Genomic DNA, 21,377 nt, shown 5'->3' with positions numbered 1-21,377 from the left:
TTCCCCTGGTGCGATCTCGCCCGTCTGCCGCCGGACGCCGCGGAATCAGTTCTCGATCAGGCGTGCGCGTGCAGCGGCTTGCCGGCGAGGGCCAGGTGCGCCTCGCCCAGGGCCTCGGTCTGCGTCGGGTGGGCGTGCACGAGCTGCGCCACCTCGGCCGGGTACGCCTCCCAGTTGTAGATGAGCTGCGCCTCGCCGACGAGCTCACCGACCCGGGCGCCGACCATGTGCACGCCGACCACCGGGCCGTCCTCCACCCGGACCAGCTTCACGAAGCCGGCCGTCTTGAGGATCTGGCTCTTGCCGTTGCCACCCAGGTTGTAGTTGTAGGTCTTGACCTTGTCCGCGCCGTACTGCTCCTTGGCCCGGGCCTCGGTCAGACCCACCGACGCCAGCTCCGGGTCGGAATAGGTGACCCGCGGGATGCCAGCCTCGTCGATCACGGCCGGGTTCTGGCCGGCGATCTCCTCGGCGACGAAGATGCCCTGCTGGAAGCCGCGGTGGGCGAGCTGGAGGCCGGGCACGATGTCGCCGACCGCGTAGACGTTCGGCACGCTGGTGCGCAGCCGCTCGTCGGTCAGCACGTAGCCGCGGTCCATCTTCACGCCCTGCTCCTCGTACCCGAGGTTGGCGGTGTTCGGGCCGCGCCCGACGGCGACCAGCAGCAGCTCGGCCTCGACGGTCTCGCCGCCGGCGATGGTCAGCTTGACGCCGTTGTCGGTCTTCTCGACCTTCTCGAACGGCTTGCCGACCTTGAAGTTGATCTTCCGCTTGCGGAAGGCCCGCTCCAGCGCCTTGGACGACTCCTCGTCCTCGGCGGCGACCAGGCGGGGCAGCGCCTCGACGATCGTGACGTCCACGCCGAAGGACTTCCACACGCTGGCGAACTCGACGCCGATCACGCCGCCGCCGAGCACGATCACCGACGCCGGGACCCGGTCCAGGGTCAGCGCGTGGTCGCTGGTGATGATCCGCTCGCCGTCGATCTCCAGGCCGGGCAGGCTCTTGGCGTACGAGCCGGAGGCCAGGATGACGTTGCGGCCGGTGTAGCGCTTGCCGTCGACCTCGACGACGTTCTTGCCGACCAGCTTGCCGGCGCCGGCCACGAAGGTGATGTTCTTGGCGCTGCCCACCAGGCCCTGCAGGCCCTTGTAGAGGCGGGAGATCACGCCGTCCTTGTACGAGTTGACCCCCGCCATGTCGATGCCGACCAGCTCGGCCTTCACGCCGAACTGCTCCGACTCTCGGGTCTGGTCGGCGATCTCGGCCGCGTGCAGCAGCGCCTTGGTGGGGATGCAGCCGTTGTGCAGGCAGGTGCCGCCGAGCTTCCCCTTCTCGATCAACGCGACCGAGAGATCCAACTGGGCGGCACGCAGCGCCGCCGCGTAGCCGCCGCTGCCACCTCCGAGAATGACGATGTCGAAGGTCTCGTTCGGCTCGCTCACGTCCAACTCCCAGGTCGCGTCGCTGCATCGGGGGTCACGGTGGGGTAACAGGACACACCCCACCTCGGTCATCTTGTCACTAGGGGATGCGGAGCGCGTACCGAGGTGCCCAACGACACGTCATCGACACGTACTCTTGGCACCGTCTTCGATGACGGACGGGGGAGGAGACAGTCGGTGGGGCTCTTCCGGCGACGAAAGCAGACGGGCGCGGTCAGTCGTGGCCGCCCCGCCGACCGGGCCGATCTGGACCATCTTGAGAACTTCGTCCGGACCCGGCGGGGCGTCGAGGCGTACATCGAGCCGCGGACCACGGTCACCGAGACCACGGTCATCCTGATCGCCGACGACGGGGAGTGGACCCGCCGTCGCGTCGACAGCCCCGAGGGAGCGCGCCGCTTCGCCCACCGGCTGGCCATCCCCATCTACGACGTCCGCCTGATGGGCTACCCGCAGCGGATGCGCGACTACAACGAGCGCCGCAAACGCCGCCCCGAACTCTTCTGACCCCACCCGCCCCAGGAGGTCGCGCCCACCGCCAACGCCGTGGGCGCACTTTCCCGGAAAGCGTGGCTATTCCGCGCCGGATAGCCACGCTTTCTCGGAAAGTGCGCGGATCTTGGCGGGATGGGGGCGGGGCGCCTCCCGGGTGGGAGGCGCCCCGATCGTGGGTTGCGGGTGGGCGTCAGCCGTTGGCGGCGACGTCCTCGACCAGCTGCACCAGGGTGCGGACCGGGACGCCGGTGCCGCCCTTCGTCCAGTAGCCGGTCGCCTCGCCCGAGTGGTAGCCCGGGCCGGCGATGTCGATGTGCGCCCAGGCCACGTCCTCGGTGACGAACTCGCGCAGGAACACGCCACCCTGGAGCATGTGCCCGGCCCGGTCCATGCCGGCGTTGACCTGGGAGATGTCCGCGACGTCGGAGTCCATGCCCTTGCGCACGTCGTCCGGCAGCGGCATCGGCCAGGCCGGCTCGCCGACGGACTCGCCGACGGTCTTGACCCGCTCGCACAGCTCCGGGGTGCCCATCACGCCGGCGATCTTCTTGCCCAGCGCGATGACCTGCCCACCGGTGAGGGTGGACGTCTCGAAGAGGTAGTCGGTGCCGTCCGCGCAGGCCCGCGCCATCGCGTCGCCCAGGATCATGCGGCCCTCGGCGTCGGTGTTGAGCACCTCGACCTTCTTGCCGTTGAACATGGTGATCACGTCACCCGGCCGGTAGCTGGTGCCCGACGGCATGTTCTCCGCCATCGGCAGGTACGCGGTCACCGCCACCGACGGCTTCACCGCGGCGATCGCCAGCATCGCGGCGCCGACGGCGGCCGCCCCGGCCATGTCCGACTTCATCTCCCACATGCCCTGCGCCGGCTTGATCGAGATGCCGCCGGTGTCGAAGGTGATGCCCTTGCCGACCAGTGCCACCCGCTTGCCGCTGCCGCCACCCGACGGGGTGTACGTGAGCTTGACCAGGCGCGGCGGGGCCTCCGAGCCCTGCCCGACGGCGACGATGCCGCCGTACCCGCCGGCGCGCAGCGCCTCCTCGTCCAGCACCTCGACGCCGAGCCCGGCCGCGCGGGCGGCCGCCGCGACGGCCTCGGCGAAGGCCGGCGGACGCAGCTCGTTCGGCGCGGTGTTCACCCAGTCCCGGCTGGTACGCACCGCACCGGCCACCGCGGTGGCCCGGTCGATCTCGCCCCGGGCGGTCGCGTCACCGGCGTCCGGCACGGAGATCAGCACCTCGGCCACCGGCGTGCGTCGGGTCGGCTGCGGCTTGGTCTTGTAGCCGGCGAACCGGTAGCCGCCGAGCAGCGCGCCCTCGGCGACCGCGCGCAGCGCGGCCGGGGCGTCGGCGTCGTCGGGCAGCGGCATGCTGAGCGCCACCCGGGGCGCGCCGGCGAGCGCCCGGACGACGGCGCCGGCGGCCCGGCGCAGCGTCTCCGGAGCGGGGGCGGCGCCGGTCGGCTCGGGGCCGAGCCCGACCGCGGCGACGATCGGCGCGGTGACCGTGCCCAGCGTGGCCAGCTTGGTCACCTCGCCCGGAGCGCCGGTCGCGCCGAGCAGCGCCAGCGTCTCGGTCAGCTTGCCGTCGAAGGCGGCGGCGATGCTCTCCGCGCCACTGGCGAGCAGCAGGGTGCCGGCGAGGCCGCTGGTGGCGTCCTGCTCTCCGGTCTGGCTGTGCACGCCGATCACGATCGCGTCGACGGCAAGCTCGGCGGGGTCGGTGTCGACCAGGCTCAGGGTGGTGCTGGGCGATGTCACTGAAGCTACTCCGGGCGGGCCGGGCCGGTCGCGTCGTCGCGTACCGGCGATGAAGGTCTCCGGCGGCAACCTACCTGCCGGAAGCTTGGCTGTCCCGCCGATGGCTGTCGCGGCGGGTCCCGCCGATGCTAACCAGCGGCGGGTACCCCGGTAAGTTGCCACCCATGACGGACGTGACCTCCGACGCCGCCGTGACCCGGCTGCGCCGTTCCCCGCTGCACGAGCGGCACACCGCTCTCGGCGCCAAGTTCGCCCCCTTCGGGGGTTGGGAGATGCCGCTGGAGTACGCCGGAGGCGGCGTGCTGAAGGAACACACGGCGGTGCGGACCGCCGTGGGCGTCTTCGACGTCTCCCACCTGGGCAAGGCGCGGGTCACCGGGCCGGGTGCGGCGGACTTCGTCAACGCCTGCCTCAGCAACGACCTGGGCCGCATCGGCCCGGGCCGGGCGCAGTACACGCTCTGCTGCGACGACGCGACCGGCGGCGTGGTGGACGACATCATCGCCTACCTGCACGCCGACGACCACGTCTTCCTCATCCCGAACGCGGCGAACACCGCCGAGGTGGTACGCCGGCTGCGCGCCGCCGCGCCGGCCGGGATCACCGTCACCGACGAGCACGAGGCGTACGCGGTGCTGGCCGTGCAGGGCCCGCGCTCGGCGGAGCTGCTCGGCGGGCTGGGCCTGCCGGTGGAGCACGGCTACATGAGCTTCTCCGCCGCCGCCCTGGCCGGTGTGGAGCTGACGGTCTGCCGCACCGGCTACACCGGGGAGCTGGGCTACGAGCTGGTGGTGCCGGCCGAGCACGCCGTCGCGGTCTGGGACGCGCTGTTCGCCGCCGGTGCGGAGTACGAGCTGCGGGCCTGCGGGCTGGCCGCCCGAGACACGCTGCGCACCGAGATGGGCTACCCGCTGCACGGGCAGGACCTGTCGCTGGAGATCACGCCGGTGCAGGCCCGCTCCGGCTGGGCGGTCGGCTGGGACAAGCCGGCGTTCTGGGGCCGCGACGCGCTGCTCGCCGAGAAGGCCGCCGGCCCGCGGCGTACGCTGCGCGGCCTGGAGGCCGTCGACCGGGCCATCCCGCGCCCCGGCATGACCGTGTACGCCGGCGACACCGAGCTCGGCACGATCACCAGCGGCACGTTCTCGCCCACCAAGAAGCAGGGCATCGCCCTGGCCCTGCTCGACACGGAGGCCAAGCTCGCCGACGGCGACCTCGTCGAGGTCGACATCCGCGGCCGCCGCGCCCAGATGCGCGTCACCCGACCCCCCTTCGTGACCCCCTCGGTCAAGTAACCCCTCTGACGCCAGCTTGTTGATCAAGAAGTTTGCGTCGGCCCGAGCACCGGATCTGACGCAAACTTCTTGATCAACGAGGGCAGGGGCAGGGGCAGGGGCAGGGCAGGGGCAGGCGGGTCAGGCGGTGGGGGGTTCGCCGGCGTCGAGGACGGCCTGGGTCCAGCCGCCCTCGATGACGCCGGTGCCGTCGAGGAGGGCCCAGTCGACGACGTCGGTGGCCTCGACCACGACGGGGGAGCCGATCCGGACGGTGGGGTCGGTGTTGGCGTCGCTGGCGCTGGCGCCGACGAGCCGCTCCGGCACCTCCCACGAGGTCACCCCGGCCCAGACGAACTCGGGGCCCTCGTCGCCGGGCAGGCCGTACTTGACCACGAGCTGCGACTCGGGCGGCAGCGTGCCGGCGAGGAACCGGGCCCGGATGTCGTCCAGCCCGGCCCGGGCGGTGGCGATCGCCTTGCTCATCGCGTCGCCGGGCCGGGCGTAGCGGACGTCGGGCTGGATGCCGGAGAAGAGCGTCGCGCAGGCCGCGGCGAAGTACTTCCCGGGCGGGCCCGGGTGCCCCGGCGGCGGGCGCAGGCTGAGGAACGAGTCGGCCTCCGGGTCGGTGGCCGGGTCCAGCTCCAGCCGCAGCAGCACCGGGGCCGTCGCGCCGTGCTGCTCCGGGTTGCCGTACGCCACCGCGATGTCGTGCCCGGTCACCGTGGCCAGTACGGGCAGCTGCACGAACGCCGGCACCTCCTCGCCGGCCAGCCCGTCGGTCCAGTCCCGCAGCAACCGCCGGGCGGCCCCGGTCATCACCGCGCCCCAGGCCCGGGTGAGGTGGTCCGGCACGCCCTGGGTCTGCAACTCCAGCAGGCCGAACCGGCGCAGCCCCTTGGTGGTGAACCAGAGCCCCTCCGCGTCGGAGGAGTAGGGCACCAGCACCCAGTCGACCAGGCGTACCCGGCCCTCGGCGTCCGGCAGCGAGCGCAGTGCGGCCGCCGGGTCGAGGAACTGCAACCCGAACACGTCCACCACGTCGCCGTCGACGGACTCGGCGACCGCGGCGGCCACCGCGCGGGCCGCCCACTCGTGCGCCGGCGGCCAGCCCGGCCGGTACTCGGCCTGCACCACCACCAGGTGGCTGGCCGCGGCCAGCCGACCGAGCTGCGCCTCGGTGGCGCCGAACGCGGCGAGCAGGTCCGGTGGCAGCTGCGGGAACTCGTCGATCGACCGGGTGTCCACCGTCATCAGCGGGCTGTCCAGCATCTGCGTCGCCAGCCCGTGCACCGGCTCGGCCAGCCGGCCCTCCAGCGCCCGTACCGCCGTCTTCGGGCTCACCCGGGGCAGCCCCGCCATCGGCACCAGGTACGTCGCGCTCAGCGACTCCGGCACCGGGATGGGGAGGAAGTCGTCCGTGATGAGCAAGTCGTCCCCCGGAAGGCCGTGCCGGTGCTGTCGGGGCAAACGCTACCCGCCGCCCGGTGCCGCGTTCAGCCGGACAGCACCAGTCCCAGGTAGACCAGCGTGGTGACCACCTCGACGGCGGCGCCGAGCACGTCGCCGGTGACGCCGCCGAGCCGGCGTACCACGTGGCGCAGCAGCCCCACCGCGACGGCGAGCGCCGCCACGACGGCGAGCGGCCCCTGCCACGGGCGGCCCGGCACCGCCGCAACCGCCGCCAGCGCGACGGCGACCGCGCCGACCGCCGGCGCCACCGGCCCCACCGTCCCGGCGACCAGCGCGCCCAACCCTTCCGGCCGGGCCGCCGGCACCCCGCGTCGGCAGGCCACCGTCACCGCGAGCCGCCCCGCCGCCGTCGCGGCCACCACGCCCGCGAGCACCGCCGGCCACGACCGCCCCGCCAGCTCCGCGAGGGCCGCCGTCTGGAGCAGGAGTACGACCACCAACGCGACCACCCCGAACGGCCCCACGTCCGGCTTCTTCATGATCTCCAGCGCCGCCGCCCCCCGCCGGTACGACCCCAGCGCGTCCACGGTGTCGGCCAGCCCGTCCAGGTGCAGCCCCCGGGTGAGCAGGGCGGCGCAGCCCACCGTCACCCCGGCGGCGATGAGCGGGGGAGCGAACGCGGCCAGGAGCAGCAGCACCCCGGCGAGCACCGCGCCGAGCAGCGCCCCGACCAGCGGGGCGAGCGCCATCGCGGCGCCCGCCGTCGGACGGTCGATCCGGCCGGCGCGCACCGGCAGCGTGGTGAAGGTGGTCAGCGCCAGCCGCAGGCCGTCGGCGACCCGCGACTCAGCCGGCACGCCAGCCGGACGGGTCCGGCTCCGTGGTCGTCGGCCCCGGGCCGGCCGGCTCCGGCTCGGTGAAGTCGGGCTCGGAGACGTCCGGTTCGGTGCCGCCCGGCTCCACGGTGGTCGGGCCGGGGCCTGCCGGGTTCGGCTCGGCGAAGTCCGGCTCCTCGGAGTCGGGGTCCCCGCCGCCGAGCCGGGGGTGCGCCGGCAGCGCGGCGGCCAGCGCCAGCACCGAGCGCAGCAGCGGCAGCGCGGTCAGCGCGTTCGCCCCCTCGCCCAGGTCCAGCCGCAGGTCCAGCAGCGGGGCCAGGCCGAGCACGTCGGCGGCGAGCCGGACCGCCGGGTGGCCGCCGTGGTCGGCCAGCACGCACCAGTGCCGGGCCTGCCCGGCCAGATCGCGGCTGATCATGCCCGCGGCCACGCCGACCGGGCCGTCGAGCATCACCGGCAGCCGGCGGGCGGTCGCGCCGAGCAGCACGCCGGTGGCCACCGCGATGTCGCCGCCGCCCAGCTCGGCCAGCACGTCCTTGGCGTCGCGCGGGGAGCGGCGGGTCCGGTGCAGCGCGTCCCGGACCGCCGCGCAGCGGGTCATCCACGCCGCGTCGTCGATCTCGCCGCTGGCGGTGATCACCCGGCCGAGCACCGCCGGGGCCTCCGCGCCGGCGGTCGCCGCCAGCACCGCGGCGGCCGCCGCCTCCGTGCCGGCGCCGCACGCCCCCAGCACCAGCAGCTGTACGCCCGCGTCGGCGGCCTCCTCGGCCAGCCGCCAGCCGTAGCGCAGCGCCGACTCGACGGCGGCGCCGGCCAGCGCCGGCTCCTGCTCCATCGGCGCCGAGGACGGGGTGTCCACCACCTGGAGGCTGGCGCCGTTCTCGGCGGCCAGCCGGGCCAGCGCGCCCCGGCCGGCCCGCGCCTGCCGGGCCCGGCGCGACGACTCGCCGGGAACCGTGCCGGCGGCGGCGCCGCCCTGGTGGTCCCCGTGCAGCAGCAGCACCCGGACGCTCGCCCATGGGGCGGGGGTCGCGGTGCCCTGGGTGGCGGCGGCGAAGCCGACGATCCGTTCCAGCGTGCCGAACCCCGCCCCCGCCACGTCCAGGGTGGCGAGCCGGTCGACGGCCTGCGGGCCGGCGTACTCGTCCGGCATGGGCAGCTCCATGCCGGGCTGGATGACCAGGCCGGTGGCGACCATCGGCAGCGCCATGGTCGGCGCCGCCCAGGCGGTCCCGTTGGTCTCCGCCGGGGCGGCGGGTGCGGCGGGAGCGGTCGGGGTCAGCACGTCCGGCAGCGGCGCCTCGGCCGGCGCGGCGGCGGCGGTCACGTCCTGCCGGGCCGGGCCGGCCTGGGCGGGCACCCCGGCCGCGCGCGGGGCGACGGCGGGCTTGAGCCAGGCCGGCTGACCGGCGACTACCAGCACCACGGCGTCGCAGGCGTCGGCGACGGCCCGGTTCGCCGCGCCGAGCGCGTCGGTGAAGGCCCGACCGAGCGGGGTGGTCGGCACCAGCGACAGCCCCACCTCGGGGCTGACCAGCACGATCCGCGCCTCGCTGGCGCGGACCGCCGCGGCCAGTTCGGCGATGGTGGCCACGTCGTCGGCGGGCTGGTGCGCCGGGTCGAGCAGCACCGTCACCCAGCCGCCCAGGTCGTCCACCAGCAGCGTCTCGTTCGGCCCGGCGGAGGCGATCACGTCGGCCAGCCGGCGCGGGTCGTCGGCGGTCTCCTCGGTGGTCCAGCTGCCCGGGCGGCGTTCCCGGTGCGCCGCCAGCCGGGCGGCCCACTCGGTGTCGTCCGGGTCCGCGTCGGCGGAGGTCGCCACGTAGCGCACCGTCGGGGCGTCACCCACCAGGGACTCGGCGAACTCCGACTTGCCCGAGCGGATACCGCCGAGCACCAGGACCGTGTTCCAGCCGTCAACGGACATGCCCGTACCTTAAAGCCGCCCGGGCCGCGGTCGCCGGCCGGCCCGGGCTCAGCCGCAGTGCTCGAATCCGCTGGCGTAGCTGGCGCCGCCGGTAGCCCCGCCCCACTTCACGCAGGCCCCGCCGGCTCCGGCACGGACCGGGCCGGCGTAGTACTCGAAGGCGCCGCTGTCGGTGACGCGGGTCTTCCCCTGTACCTCCAGGAACGCCGACGCCGTGGTGCGCTCGCCGACCGCGGTCACCTTCATGGTGACCACGCAGTTGGCCTTGGCCGCCTCGTTCCACAGCAGGTAGACCTTTCCCCGCCGGACCCCGTTCGCGGTCAACGAGGCGGAGTCCATCACCTGGTAGCCGCTGCCGCAGACCTGGGCCGGCGTGTACGGGTTGGTCCTCGCCGGCGGGGTGGTGGTCGTCCCCGGCTGCGGGGCGGAGGCGGTGGGGGAGGCGCTCGGTCCCGGGCCCGTCGTGCCGGTCGAACCGGCGGTCGGCGTCGCCGAGGCCGACCGGGAGCCGGTGGCGCTCGCGCTGGGCCTCGGCTTCCCGCCCCGGGTGCTGACGGTCGGCCCTGGCAGCACCGGTGCCGCCGCCTCTGTCTCGGCGGTCTGCGCCGGGCCGCCCCGGGCGGGCTCGTCCGGCTGGAGCGCCACCACCGCGGCCACGGCGGCCAGCACGGCCACCACCCCGCCCGCCGCGCCGGCCAGGGCGAGCCGGCGCCGTCGGCCCGCGCCGCCGGCCCGGTCCTCCCGGGTCGGGGTGGTCTCCGGTACGACGTACCGGCTGGGGTAGCCGGCGGGCGGAGTCGTCTGCTGGCCGCCCACCACGGCCGGGTACGGCCCGCCCGGATACGGCTGCCCGGCCGCCGGGAACGGTGCGCCAGCCGGGTGCCCGGTCGCAGCGGGTGCGCCGCCCGGCGGTGTGGCGGGTGGGCCGCTCTGCTGCCACGGCGGCGCCACGGTTCCGGGGCCGGTGCCGGTCCCGTCACCACCCAGGTGCCCCGGGCGGCCGGCCGGCGCCGCGCCACCGTGGGCGGGCCCGGGTCCGGGGCCGGCAGCGTGCCCTGGGCCGGCAACCTGTGCCGGGCCGGTTCCAGGCCCGGCGGGCGGGAGGGGAGCAGCGCCCATGCCGGGACGCCTGTCGGGGCCGGCGGGCGGGAGGGGAGCAGCGCCCATGCCGGGACGCCGGTCGGGGCCAGGTGACGGCGCGGACGGGGTGATGGACGCGGCGGAAAGCGCCCCGGTCCCCGCGCCGGGTGGCGTCGGCGGTCCGGCTGGAAGGGCTCCCGAGCCGGTCCCCACGCCGGTGTCCCGCGGCCCGGTGGACGCCGCCCCCGACGGGTCGCCCGCCACTGCCGGGCCGGACGGCGTCAACGGGCCGGACGGCGTCAATGGGCCGGACGGCGTCAATGGGCCGGACGGCGTCGACGGCCCGGTCGGCGTCGGCAGAGCCGGACCCTCCAGCGCCCACGGCGGACGCGGCGGCACCCGCAGCACGGCCAACGTGGCGTCCCGGGCGTCCAGGGCCGCGTCGGCCAGGGCGGCGGCGCTGGGCCAGCGGTCACCGGGGCTCTTGGCCAGGGCACGCGCGACCACCTCGGCCACCGCCGGCGGGGTGCCCGGCGGCAGCGGCGCCGGCTCCTCCTGGGCGTGCCGCAGCGCCACCTGCAACGGGTTCTCCCCGACGAACGGCGGCTGCCCGGTCAGGCAGTAGTAGGCGACCGCGCCGAGCGCGTAGACGTCGGTGGCCGCCGAGACCGGCTGGCCGACCGCCTGCTCCGGCGACATGTACGAGGCCGTGCCGAGCACCATGTGCGCGGCGGTCAGCGAGGCCATCGTGCTGGAGCGGGCGATGCCGAAGTCGACCAGCACCACCGTCCCGTCCCGCTTCACCAGCAGATTGCCCGGTTTGACGTCCCGGTGCACGATGCCGGCGGTGTGCGCGGCGTGCAGCGCGGCGGCGGCCTGCGCCACCACCGACATGGTCGACGTCGGGTCGAGCCGGCCGGCGCGCCGGATCCAGGTGACCAGCGGTTCGCCGTCGACGTACTCCATCACCAGGTAGCTGACCTGGCTGCCGTCGGCCAGCGTCGCCGAGCCGAAGTCGTGCACCGCGACGATGCCCGGGTGCCGCAGGGCCGCCATCATCCGGGCCTCGGCGTGGAACCGGCTGGTGAACTCCGGGTCCTCCACCAGCGCCGGGAGCAGCACCTTCACCGCCACCTCGCGGTCCAGCAACGTGTCGACACACCGCCAGACCGCTCCCATGCCGCCGGTCGCCACCCGTTCGCCCAGCCGGTACCGGTTGCTGAGCACCACTCCTTGAGTCAGCACCGCGCCACCGTACCGGCCCGGGACACTCATGGTGATCACCGGCCGGGCGCCGCCGGGGGTGAGCGTCGGGCCGCCGCGCGGACGGCCGACTACGCTTGCGGGGGTCCGTCCCCGGGGACGGTGTAGCGGCGAGGGGAGACGCGGCATGGCGTGGAGCTGGCGGTACGAGGGCGCGAACGGCGCGTCGGTCGATGGACCGGCGGAGTCGTTCGGCAGTCAGGCGGACGCCGAATCGTGGATCGGCCAGACCTGGCGGGAGCTCGCGGCGTCCGGCGTCACCTCGGTCGCGCTCGTGGAGGACGACCGGGTGGAGTACCGGATGAGCCTGCTCCCGACGGCGGAGTGATGGGCTACGACCGCCCGGGCGGCGAGCCGCTGGTGCTCGGCGTGCCCCGGGCGGCGTTCCGGCCCAGCCCGGTCTTCCTGGCCCTGGTCGCGCTCTTCGTGGCCAGCGGGGTGATGGCCTGGAACCGGTTCGGCAACGTGAAGTTCGACGTGTTCCTCTTCGTGGTCTCGGGCTGGCTGGTCTCGCTCTGCCTGCACGAGTACGCCCACGCGGTGGTCGCGTTCCGGGCCGGCGACCGGGACATCGCCCACCGGGGCTACCTGACGTTGAACCCGTTCAAGTACACCCACCCGCTGTTGTCGATCGTGCTGCCGGTGGTGGTGGTGCTGCTCGGCGGCATCGGCCTGCCCGGCGGCGCGGTCTGGGTGGACCGGCACGCGATCCCGGGCCGGCTGCGGCACACCCTGGTCAGCCTCGCCGGCCCGGCCACCAACGTGCTGTTCACGCTGCTGCTGGTGGCGGCGCTGCGGATCGGCACGGGCACCCTCGGCGGGCCGATCGAGTTCTGGGCCGGGGTGGCGCTGCTGGCGTTCCTCCAGCTCACCGCGAGCGTGCTCAACCTGCTCCCGGTGCCCGGCCTGGACGGCGGCAACATGATCCAGCCCTGGCTGAACCCGCAATGGCGGCGGATGTACGACATGTTCGCCCCGTACGGCTTCATCCTGCTCTTCGCGCTGCTGTGGAACCCGCGCATCGGCGGCTGGTTCTTCGACGCGGTCTTCGCAATCGGCGACCTGCTCGGCCTGCCGAGCTGGCTCTACGGCCTGGGGCTGGACCTGATCCGCTTCTGGCAGGGCTGAACCCGGGAGCCGCCGCGCAGCGGCGGGGCGCCGCGCGGTCGGCGTACCCGGGAAAGGGCCCGGGCCGGCGCGGACGCCGCGCCGGCCCGGGGGAGAGTCACGGCCGCTGGGCCGGGCTCTCGGTCTTCGCCGCGTCCCGCTCGGTGACCGGCTCGACGATCTCGTCGATCGCCTTGAGCAGGTCGGCGTCGAGCTTCACGCCGGCCGCCTTGACGTTGTCGTGCACCTGCTCGGGGCGGGACGCCCCGACGATCGCCGACGAGACGTTCGGGTTCTGCAGCACCCAGGCGATGGCGAGCTGCGGCATGGTCAGCCCGGCCTGCTCGGCCAGCGGCTTGAGCCGCTGCACCCGGGTCAGCACCTCATCGGTCAGCCACTGGGCGATGAACCCGGCGCCGGACTTCTCGTCGGTGGCGCGGGAGCCGGCGGGCGGCGGCTGGCCCGGCAGGTACTTGCCGGAGAGCACACCCTGGGCCATCGGCGACCAGACGATCTGCCCGATGCCCAGCTCCTCGCTGGTGGGGACGACCTCGGTCTCGATGACCCGCCAGAGCATCGAGTACTGCGGCTGGTTGGACACCAGCGGGATGCGCAGCTCGCGGGCGAGCTGGTGGGCCTCGCGGATCTGCGAGGCCTTCCACTCCGAGACGCCGATGTAGTGCGCCTTGCCGGCGTGCACGATGTCGGCGAACGCCGACATCGTCTCCTCCAGCGGGGTGCTGTAGTCGTACCGGTGGGCCTGGTAGAGGTCCACGTAGTCGGTGCGCAGCCGGCGCAGCGAGCCGTTGATCGACTCCATGATGTGCTTGCGGGACAGGCCCCGGTCGTTGCGGCCCGGCCCGGTCGGCCAGTAGACCTTGGTGAACACCTCGAGGCCCTCCCGGCGCTCGCCCGCGAGGGCCTTGCCGAGCACCTCCTCGGCGCGGGTGCCGGCGTAGACGTCGGCGGTGTCGAAGGTGGTGATGCCGGTGTCCAGGGCCGCGCGGACGCAGGCCAGCGCCGCGTCCTCCTCGACCTGCGACCCGTGGGTGATCCAGTTGCCGTACGAGATCTCGCTGACCATCAGGCCGGAACGGCCCAGGTGTCGGAATTCCATGCCCCCGACCCTAGTCCGCTCCGATCATGGCCGCCGGACGGCGCGGCGGTGGGGTGGTTCAGAGCACCGGATGCGCGTCGGTCAGCAGCAGGTCGATCTCGGCCAGCACCGCGTCCGGGCCGGGGTGCACCGGGTCGATGAGCGGCTCGCCGCGCCGGTCCAGCGCGCCCCACCGGCCGGTGCGGTCGTTGGCCAGGAACGCCACCGGGTGGATCACCAGCTCCGGGTGGGCCGGCGCGACCAGCACCCTGCCCGTGCGGTCCACCACGCCCCGGAAGCCGCCCAGTTCCACCACGGCCAGCCCCTCGTCGGTGAAGCCGTCGAGCCGGCGGCCGCCGGCCAGCGCGGTGCGGAAGCCGTGGTAGCGGGTCGGGACGACCAGCCGGCCGTTGCGGTCCACCGCGCCCCAGCCGCCCCGGCGCACCGCGGCGACCCCGGCGGTGAACGGCCGGGCATCCTCGAAGCCCGCCGGCACCACCACGGTGTCCTCGGAGTCGATCGCCATCCAGTCCGCCTCGCCGCCGCGCGAGACCCAGGCCAGGCCGTCGGAGAAGGCCCGCACCGCCGCGTACGAGGGGCCGATCATGGTGGTGCCGGCCTCGTCGATCAGCTCCCAGCCCGGCGCGTCCGGGCGGCGTACCCAGGCCAGGCCCTCGCGGAACGGCTGCGCCTCGGCGTACCGGTAGTCGAGGACCAGCTCACCGTCGGCGTCCGCGTACCCCCACCGGCCCAGGCCGCCGTCGAGCGTGGGCACCGGCGACTTGCGCCCGCGCAGCACCTCCTCGCGGCTGCGGGGGTACGGCCCGAAGCCGCCCCGGGCGGCAGCCCGGGTGTGCACCGCGTCCAGGCAGACCCGGATCCGCTCGGTCAGCTCCGGGTCGTCGGCCCGGCGCAGGTCCAGGGCGCGCTCGAAGTGCTCGCAGGCCTCCATCAGCCGGCCCTGGTCGTAGCAGGAGCGGCCGGCGTGCTCGTGCAGCGCCGCCCGCAGCCGGTCCGGCAGCTCGGCCGAGTTCGCCTCGGCGAAGAGCCGGTCCGCCTCGGCGAACTCGCCCTTCCAGCGCAGCACCTCCGCCAGCCGGGCCCGGGCCAGCGCGGTCCGCCGCAGCTCGCCGGTCGCCTCCGCGTAGGTGAGGGCGAGCCGGCCGTCGGCGAGCGCGTCGTCCAGGTCGTGGACGACCCGGGAGACCACCGCGCGCAGGCTGAGCAGCCGCGCCCGGGCCCGGTTGTCCAGGGACGCGCCGAGCTTCTCGGTCAGCCGCCGGCGCAGCGTCCGCAGCTCGTCGGCGTCGTCGACGACCTCGCGCAGCGTTTCGGGGTCCAGCCGCCACCGGTACGCGGCCAGGACCTGCTCCGGGTCGGCCGGCGGCTCGTCCGGCACGGTGGTGGCGGTCTCCGGGGCGGTGGTGGCCGGCCGGTCCGCCGTGGCCGGCGCCGCCTCGTCAGCCGGCGGCGTGGTCACGTCGGCCGGCGGCGTGGCCGTCTCGGCCGGGTCCGACTCGGGTGCCGCTTCGGTGGTGGCAGCGGCGACCGGGGGCGTCGGAACGAGCCCGGCGGACTGCTCGGACGCGGTGGCGGGCGGTGTCGACGCCTCGGGCGAGGTCGGACCCGCGCCGGTCGCCGACGGCGGACCCGAGACCGGACGGACGGGCTCCTCGTCGGTGTCGAACCCGGGCGGCGCGGACTCCGGCCCGCCGGACGGTGCCTCGGCCACGGACGACGGGACTTCCGGCACCGGCCGGGCGGACTCCTCGGGCGTGCCGGCCGGCGGTGCGGAGACGGGTCGGGTCGACGTGCTGACGGCGTCCGATGCGGCAGGGTCGGGCTCGGCCGGCGGTGCGGTGACCGGGCGGGCCGGTTCGGCGATGTCGGGCGCGTGCGGTTCGGCTGTCCCTGCCGTCCAGGTGTCGGTCGGTGGGGCGCTGACCGGTGGGGCCGGTTCGGGGCCGTCGGGCGCGTGGGGTCCGGCGGTCGCCGTCCAGTCCCCGGCCGGTGGCGCGGAGACGGGCCGGGGCGGCTCCAGGGCGTCGGCTGGTGGCGCGGAGATGGGCCGGGTCGGCTCCACAGTGGCGTCCGCCGGCGGCGTGGACAGTGGCCGGGCGGGTGAGACCGGGACGGCCGACTCCCCGGCCCCGGGCGAGGCCGGCTCGGCGGACGTCTCCGGCGCGGACGCGGCGGCCTCGGCCGGCAGCGGTGCGGCAATCTCCGCGTCGGTGTCCCGCTCCGACGCCGGAGCCGTGGGCTCGACCGGTGCGACGGCCGGCTCGGAGACGGGCGTGACCGGACGCGCCGCCGCCGGTGCCGTGGCCTCGGACGCGGCCTGGTCGGCGACCGGCCGGAACGCCGGCGGCGCGGAGACCGGCCGGTACGGCTCGTCGTCGGGGGACCGCACGGGGGACCACTCGTCCGACGGGTGGGTGGCCTCGGGCGGCGCGGACACCGGGGCCGCCGACCGGGACGCGTCCCGGGGCGGATCCACCGGGGTCGGCCGGTCCGCGTCCGGGGTCGGGCGGGCCGCCGGCGCGGACGTGCCCGTCGCGCCGGACGGGGCGGACATCGGGCGGTCGTCGGCCTCGTCGGCCGGCGTCGGGCGGGCGGGGCGGAACCACGCCTCGGAGGTGTTCGGCTCCGCGCTGCGGGCCACCGGGGGCACGGGAGTGGTGGGCTCCGGCGCCGGAGGGACGTAGCGGCGCGGCTTGTCCGGCGTGATCTCCAGGGACGGGCCGGCGCTCGCCGGGGTGGACGGCGCGGGGGCCGGGCCGGCGGGTCGCTGCGGGGCGACCCGGGTCTCGGGCGGCGGGGGCGGGCCGACGGGCGGCCCGGAGACCGGCCGGTGGCCGACGGACGGTCCCGGCGCGGGCTGGTGCCCGACGGGCGCTCCCGACACCGGGCGCCGGTCGGGCGTCGGACCGGGCGTCGGCTGCTGGCCGGGGAACGGCCGGCCGTGCGCCGGCGGCACCCGGTCGTCGGCGGGGTACCGGAATCCCGCACCGGGGGCACCGGAGACCGGTCGCCCGTCGGCCGGAGGCGCGGACGCCGGCCGGTGGTCGGCCGGGACGGGGCGCTGGGGGGTCGGGCCGGCGTCGCCGGGCGCGGTGGGGCGCGGCGGGCTCTCCTGGCCGGGCCGGAAGTCCGGCCGCGGGCGGGCCGCCGGGGGCGACGAGATCGGCGCGTCCCGGTCGGGGCCGGGCGGGGTGGAGGTGGGCCGGTCGTCGCGGGTCCGGCCCGGTGAGCCGCCGGTGGCCGGCGGCGCGGGGCGCGGCGGACCGGAGACCGGGGGCATGGTCCCAGCGTAGGGCGGCGTGCCGGCGGCGCGGGGCGGGAACTGGTCCCGGCCGTGCGGGGCACGCGGGTCGGTGACCGGGCGGAGGGGAGCGCCCGAGACCGGCGCGCCCGAGGTGGGGGCGGGGGAGACGGGTGTGGCCGGGGCCGGGCCGCCGGACGACGGCGCCCCGGAGACCGGCGCGGGCGAGACCGGACGTACCGGACCGTGGGCGGCGGGCCGCTCCTCGTGCCACGAGGGGCGAGCGGGCCGCTGCTCTTGGTGCCGGCCGTATTCCGGGCCAGGGCCGCCCCGGCCGTCGCGGTCCGCGCCGGGCCGGCTCCACTGCTCGCGGTACGCCTCGGCGGGCGGCGTCGCCTCGCGCGGCCGGCGGTCCGGGTACGCCTCGGCGCGGGCGGCCGCCTCGCGCGACGGTCCCCGCTCCTCGGGGTGGCGGCGCTCGTCGTACCCGCGCTGCCAGCGCTCGTCCGACCCGCGCGACGGCGGGCGGCGCCCGTCGTCGTACCCGTTCGGCGCGGGCCGCTGTTCGGCGTACCCGTTCGGTGCCGGGCGCTGCTCGGCGTACCCGTTCGGCGTGGGCCGCTGCTCGGCGTACCCGCTGGGGGTGGGCCGGTCCGCGTACCCGTTCGGTCCGGGTCGGTGGCCGGCGTGGTCGCGGGCGGGCGGGCGGTCGTCGTATCCGTGCGAAGCCGGCGGGCGTTCGTCGTGGCGCGCCGGGCGGCGCTCGTCCGGCTCGCGGTACCGGCCGGGGGCCTCCTGGTCGGGGCGGGTCCGCCGGTCGGCCGGGAACTGCTCGTGACCGTCCCGCCGGCGGCCGTCGTCGGCCGGACGGCGGTCGTACCCGGTGCCGGGCCGGCGCGCCGGCGGCGCCTCGTCGGGTTCGGGCACCCAGCCGGGCTCGAGGCCACGGGCCGGCTCGTGCCTCGGCCCGGGGGAGACCGGGGCGACGCCCGGGGCGGGGCGCTGCGGGCGGCCGTCGTACCGGTCGGGGGCGCCCCGGTCGCGGTGCCACGCCGCCTCGCGCGGTCGGTCGGCGCCTTCGCGCGGCCGGTCGGCGACCTCGGGGTGGCGGTCGGCCCAGGCGGTACGGGCGGCGCGCGGGGCCGGCGCCTCCGGCTCCGGCCGGCGGCGCTCGCGCTGCCAGGTCAGGTCGGAGGCCGGCCGCCGGTACAGGTCGTCGTCGCGCCGGTTCGCCTCGTCGGCGTGGGGCTGCTGTTCGGCGACCGGGGGGCCGCCCCAGCGCGGCGGCTCCTCGTCGTGGTCGTCCCAGGACCGCCCGAGGTACGTCCCGTCGGGACGGGTCGGGGCGAGCGGCGGCACCTCGGCCCGGCCGACCACGGCGGCCCGCCCGCGCGGGGGCGGCGCCGGGACGTGCCGGGCGCCGATGTCGCCGGGGTAGCGCTGGCCGGGGAACTGCGGCTGCCACTCGGTGGTCGGCTCGACGACCCAGGAGGGCTCGGCCGGGTCCTGCCAGCGGTCGCGGTAGCCGCCCGTCATCGAAGGCCCTCGTCGCCGCCCGTGCGGCGCGGCCCGATGCCCGGCTCGCGTCGCTCGCTCACGGCGGTGTCACCTCGTTGGAAATTGTCGTGCCGGGGCCTCCACCTGCCGGTAGAGTCGCCCGGCCCGGCACGGCATGGCTGCGGATGGAGGGTAACGGCGTGGGCTCGGTCACCGCCACTGTGGCACCGCCCACGGACTCAAACGTTATCCTATGGTTTCGGACATTCTGGGCGATATCCTGTTCCGGCTTCCGACGATACGCCACCTATCGTCAGGCCGCGCTGGCCGGTGCCGTCACCAACTCCGTCTTCGGGTTCCTGCACTGCTACGTGCTGCTCGCGGCGGCCGGGACCGCCGGCAGCGTCGGCGGGTACGACAAGGCCCAGCTCGCCACCTTCGTCTGGGTCGCGCAGGGCCTGCTGGCGGTGATTCTGCTCTGGGGCTGGACCGACCTGGCCGATCGGATCCGCACCGGCGACGTCGCCGGCGACCTGCTCCGGCCGGTGCACCCGGTGACCAGCTACCTCGCGACCGACCTGGGCCGCGCCGGGTACGCCGTGCTGGCCCGCTTCCTGCCGCCGCTGCTCATCGGCCCGCTCTTCTTCGACGTGTACCTGCCCACCCGCTGGTCGACCCTGCCGCTCTTCGGCGTCTCCGTGGTCACCGCGCTGGTGCTCTGCTTCGGCTGCCGGTACCTGGTCAACGCCACGGCGTACTGGTTGCAGGACGTCCGTGGCCCGATGATCCTCTGGACGCTCGGTTCGGGGGTGCTGGCCGGGCTCTACTTCCCGCTGCGGTTCCTGCCCGAGCCGCTCCAGCTCTCCCTCTGGCTCGGCACGCCCTTCCCGAGCCTGCTGCAGACCCCGCTGGACGTGCTGGTCGAGCGGGACCCGCCGGTCACCCAGCTCGGGCTGGTCGCCCTCCAGCTCTGCTGGGCGGTGCTGATCCTGGCCGCCTGCCGGCTGGTGCAGCGCCGGGCCGAACGGCGGCTGGTGGTGCAGGGTGGCTGAGGCGGGCGGCGCGGCCACCGCGTACCGGGCGCTGCTGCGGGCGCAGGCGCGGTCGCAGACGGCGTACCGGACGTCGTTCGTGGTGGACCTGCTGGGCAACGTCGGGGCCACCGTCTTCGACGTGGTCACCGTCCTGGTGCTCTACGGGGTGACCCACGAGCTGGGCGGCTTCACCCTCGCCGAGACGCTGGTGATGGTCGGCCTCTCCTCCTGCGCCTTTGCCACCGCCGACCTGCTGGTCGGCAACATCGAGCGGCTGCCCCGGTACGTGCGCACCGGGCTGCTCGATGCGGTGCTGCTGCGACCGCTCGGCGCGCTGCCCCAGCTGCTGCTGATGGACCTGCCGCTGCGCAAGCTCTCCCGGGCGCTGTTCGGCCTGGCCGTGCTGGTGGTGGCGCTGACCACCGCACCGATCGACTGGACGCCCGGCCGGGTGGCGCTGGCCGTCGTCGCCCCGCTGGCCGGGGTGGTCTTCTTCGGCTCGCTCTTCGTGGCCACCGCCACCATCTCGTTCTACTGGGTGGAGTCGGGGGAGCTGGCCAACTCGCTCACCTACGGTGGACGGGACTTCACCACGTACCCGGTCACGATCTTCGAGGGCTGGTTCCGCGCGGCCTTCGCGTACGGGCTGGGATTCGCCTTCGTCAGCTACCAGCCGGCGCTGGCGCTGCTCGGCCGGGCCGACCCGCTGGGCCTGCCGGCCTGGGCCGGCTGGGCCTCGCCCGGGATCGCGCTGGTCGCCGCCGCCGGCGCGACGGCGGCCTGGCGCGTCGGTGTCCGCCACTACCGGAGTACGGGATCATGAGCCTGGTGATCGACGCGCAGGGCCTGCGCAAGGAGTTCACGGTCCGGGTCAAGGTCGGCCGGCTGCGCCGCGAGAAGCGGACGGTCACCGCCGTCGACGGCGTGGACCTGCGGGTGGAGCGCGGCGAGACGCTCGGCTACATCGGCCCGAACGGGGCGGGCAAGTCCACCACCCTGAAGATGCTCACCGGCGTGCTCACCCCCTCCGCCGGGCAGGTACGCGTCTGCGGGCTGCGCCCGGTCGCCCAGCGCACCCGGCTGGCCCTCGGCATCGGCGTGGTCTTCGGCCAGCGCTCCCAGCTCTGGTGGGACCTGCCGCTGCGCGACTCGTTCGACCTGCTCCGGCACGTCTACCGGGTGCCGGCCGGCGACCACGCGACCCGGCTGCGCCGCTGCCGCGCGCTGCTGGACCTCGACGAGTTCCTGGACACCCCGGTGCGGCAGCTCTCCCTCGGGCAGCGGATGCGCGGCGAGCTGACCGCCGCCCTGCTGCACGGCCCGCGGGTGCTCTTCCTGGACGAGCCCACCATCGGCTTGGACGTGGTGAGCAAGCAGGCGGTCCGCGACTTCCTCGGCGAGCTGCGCCGGGCCGGCGACACCACCCTGGTGCTCACCACCCACGACCTGGCCGACATCGAGCGGCTCTGCCGCCGGCTCGTGGTGATCGACCACGGCCGGGTGGTGCACGACGGCTCGATCGCCGCCCTGCACAGCCGGTACGGCTCCCGCCGGCTGGTCGTCGCCGAGCTGGACACCGCGCTGGACACCCCGCCGACGTTGCCCGGCGCGCCGCTGGAACGGGTCGAGGCGGACGGGCGCCGGCTGGTGTACGCCTGCGAGTCGGCCGGCGCGGCGGAGGTGGTGGCCGGGCTGGCCGGCCTGGCCACGCTCCGCGACATCTCGATCGTCGAGCCGGACATCGAGGAGGTGGTGACCCGGCTCTACCGGTCCCCGGCGAGCCGGGCGGCCCCGGTCACCGGCTGACCCCGCCAACCGTCGAAGTCGGCACGGCTCCCCACGCCCAACCGGCGGGCCGTCGCCCGAGCCGGCAGACTTCCCGATGA

15 protein-coding genes are annotated in these 21,377 nt (G+C 75.9%); 7 read left to right on the top strand and 8 right to left on the bottom strand.

Features of this window, described 5'->3' with window-relative positions:
• Positions 1-56 precede the first annotated feature (56 nt).
• A complete protein-coding gene (gene lpdA / locus ACTWM8_RS22400; protein ID WP_446210744.1) occupies positions 57-1,445 on the bottom strand; it encodes a dihydrolipoyl dehydrogenase in 1,389 nt (462 codons plus the stop codon).
• 177 nt (positions 1,446-1,622) lie between these two features.
• Between lpdA and ACTWM8_RS22395 the strand changes: the two genes are divergently transcribed.
• The gene (locus ACTWM8_RS22395; protein ID WP_446210743.1) at positions 1,623-1,952 is read left to right on the top strand and encodes a hypothetical protein; all 330 of its coding nucleotides are present in this window, start codon (positions 1,623-1,625) and stop codon (positions 1,950-1,952) included.
• A 178-nt stretch (positions 1,953-2,130) separates the two neighbouring features.
• Here ACTWM8_RS22395 and ACTWM8_RS22390 read toward each other — a convergent pair whose 3' ends face one another.
• Positions 2,131-3,702: a leucyl aminopeptidase gene (locus ACTWM8_RS22390; RefSeq protein WP_446210742.1), complete on the bottom strand. Its 1,572-nt coding sequence runs from the start codon at positions 3,700-3,702 to the stop codon at positions 2,131-2,133.
• Positions 3,703-3,866: 164 nt separating this feature from the next.
• Between ACTWM8_RS22390 and gcvT the strand changes: the two genes are divergently transcribed.
• Entirely contained in the window at positions 3,867-4,997 is a 1,131-nt protein-coding gene (gene gcvT / locus ACTWM8_RS22385) for a glycine cleavage system aminomethyltransferase GcvT (protein ID WP_446210741.1), read from the top strand.
• Positions 4,998-5,117: 120 nt separating this feature from the next.
• Here gcvT and ACTWM8_RS22380 read toward each other — a convergent pair whose 3' ends face one another.
• The 4 genes from ACTWM8_RS22380 to ACTWM8_RS22365 form a co-directional block, all read right to left on the bottom strand.
• Complete coding sequence (locus ACTWM8_RS22380) at positions 5,118-6,407, bottom strand: DUF2314 domain-containing protein (RefSeq protein ID WP_446210740.1); 1,290 nt, start codon at positions 6,405-6,407, stop codon at positions 5,118-5,120.
• A gap of 65 nt (positions 6,408-6,472) precedes the next feature.
• Positions 6,473-7,246: an adenosylcobinamide-GDP ribazoletransferase gene (cobS, locus tag ACTWM8_RS22375; RefSeq protein WP_446210739.1), complete on the bottom strand. Its 774-nt coding sequence runs from the start codon at positions 7,244-7,246 to the stop codon at positions 6,473-6,475.
• Positions 7,236-9,152: a bifunctional adenosylcobinamide kinase/adenosylcobinamide-phosphate guanylyltransferase gene (locus tag ACTWM8_RS22370; RefSeq protein WP_446210738.1), complete on the bottom strand. Its 1,917-nt coding sequence runs from the start codon at positions 9,150-9,152 to the stop codon at positions 7,236-7,238. Before ACTWM8_RS22370 ends, cobS begins: the two co-directional genes overlap by 11 nt.
• Positions 9,153-9,200: 48 nt before the next feature.
• Positions 9,201-11,477: a protein kinase domain-containing protein gene (locus ACTWM8_RS22365; RefSeq protein ID WP_446210737.1), complete on the bottom strand. Its 2,277-nt coding sequence runs from the start codon at positions 11,475-11,477 to the stop codon at positions 9,201-9,203.
• Positions 11,478-11,622: 145 nt separating this feature from the next.
• On the opposite strand from ACTWM8_RS22365, the gene ACTWM8_RS22360 reads away from it, so the two are divergent.
• Both ACTWM8_RS22360 and ACTWM8_RS22355 read left to right on the top strand, forming a co-directional pair.
• The gene (locus ACTWM8_RS22360; protein ID WP_088961023.1) at positions 11,623-11,823 is read left to right on the top strand and encodes a hypothetical protein; all 201 of its coding nucleotides are present in this window, start codon (positions 11,623-11,625) and stop codon (positions 11,821-11,823) included.
• A complete protein-coding gene (locus tag ACTWM8_RS22355) occupies positions 11,823-12,623 on the top strand; it encodes a site-2 protease family protein (protein ID WP_334573194.1) in 801 nt (266 codons plus the stop codon). The genes ACTWM8_RS22360 and ACTWM8_RS22355 overlap by 1 nt, the downstream gene beginning before the upstream one ends.
• Positions 12,624-12,720: 97 nt before the next feature.
• On the opposite strand, the gene ACTWM8_RS22350 is transcribed toward ACTWM8_RS22355, so the two are convergent.
• Together ACTWM8_RS22350 and ACTWM8_RS22345 are read right to left on the bottom strand one after the other, a co-directional pair.
• Positions 12,721-13,719 (bottom strand): aldo/keto reductase family protein, encoded by a 999-nt coding sequence (locus tag ACTWM8_RS22350; protein ID WP_446210736.1) that lies wholly within the window; start codon positions 13,717-13,719, stop codon positions 12,721-12,723.
• Between the two features lie 58 nt (positions 13,720-13,777).
• On the bottom strand, positions 13,778-18,496 hold the full coding sequence (locus tag ACTWM8_RS22345; RefSeq protein ID WP_446210735.1) for a WG repeat-containing protein: 4,719 nt from the start codon (positions 18,494-18,496) through the stop codon (positions 13,778-13,780).
• Between the two features lie 161 nt (positions 18,497-18,657).
• Here ACTWM8_RS22345 and ACTWM8_RS22340 point away from each other — a divergent pair, with 161 nt between their 5' ends.
• From ACTWM8_RS22340 to ACTWM8_RS22330, 3 genes are read left to right on the top strand one after another with little or no spacing between them, the layout of a single operon-like run.
• Entirely contained in the window at positions 18,658-19,509 is an 852-nt protein-coding gene (locus ACTWM8_RS22340) for an ABC transporter permease (RefSeq protein WP_446210734.1), read from the top strand.
• Complete coding sequence (locus tag ACTWM8_RS22335) at positions 19,502-20,314, top strand: ABC transporter permease (RefSeq protein ID WP_446210733.1); 813 nt, start codon at positions 19,502-19,504, stop codon at positions 20,312-20,314. The genes ACTWM8_RS22340 and ACTWM8_RS22335 overlap by 8 nt, the downstream gene beginning before the upstream one ends.
• A complete protein-coding gene (locus ACTWM8_RS22330) occupies positions 20,311-21,297 on the top strand; it encodes an ABC transporter ATP-binding protein (protein ID WP_446210732.1) in 987 nt (328 codons plus the stop codon). Before ACTWM8_RS22335 ends, ACTWM8_RS22330 begins: the two co-directional genes overlap by 4 nt.
• Positions 21,298-21,377: the final 80 nt, after the last annotated feature.

This window comes from Micromonospora sp. IBSANI012 (assembly GCF_052814045.1).
This window is presented reverse-complemented; position numbering and strand designations above follow the sequence as displayed.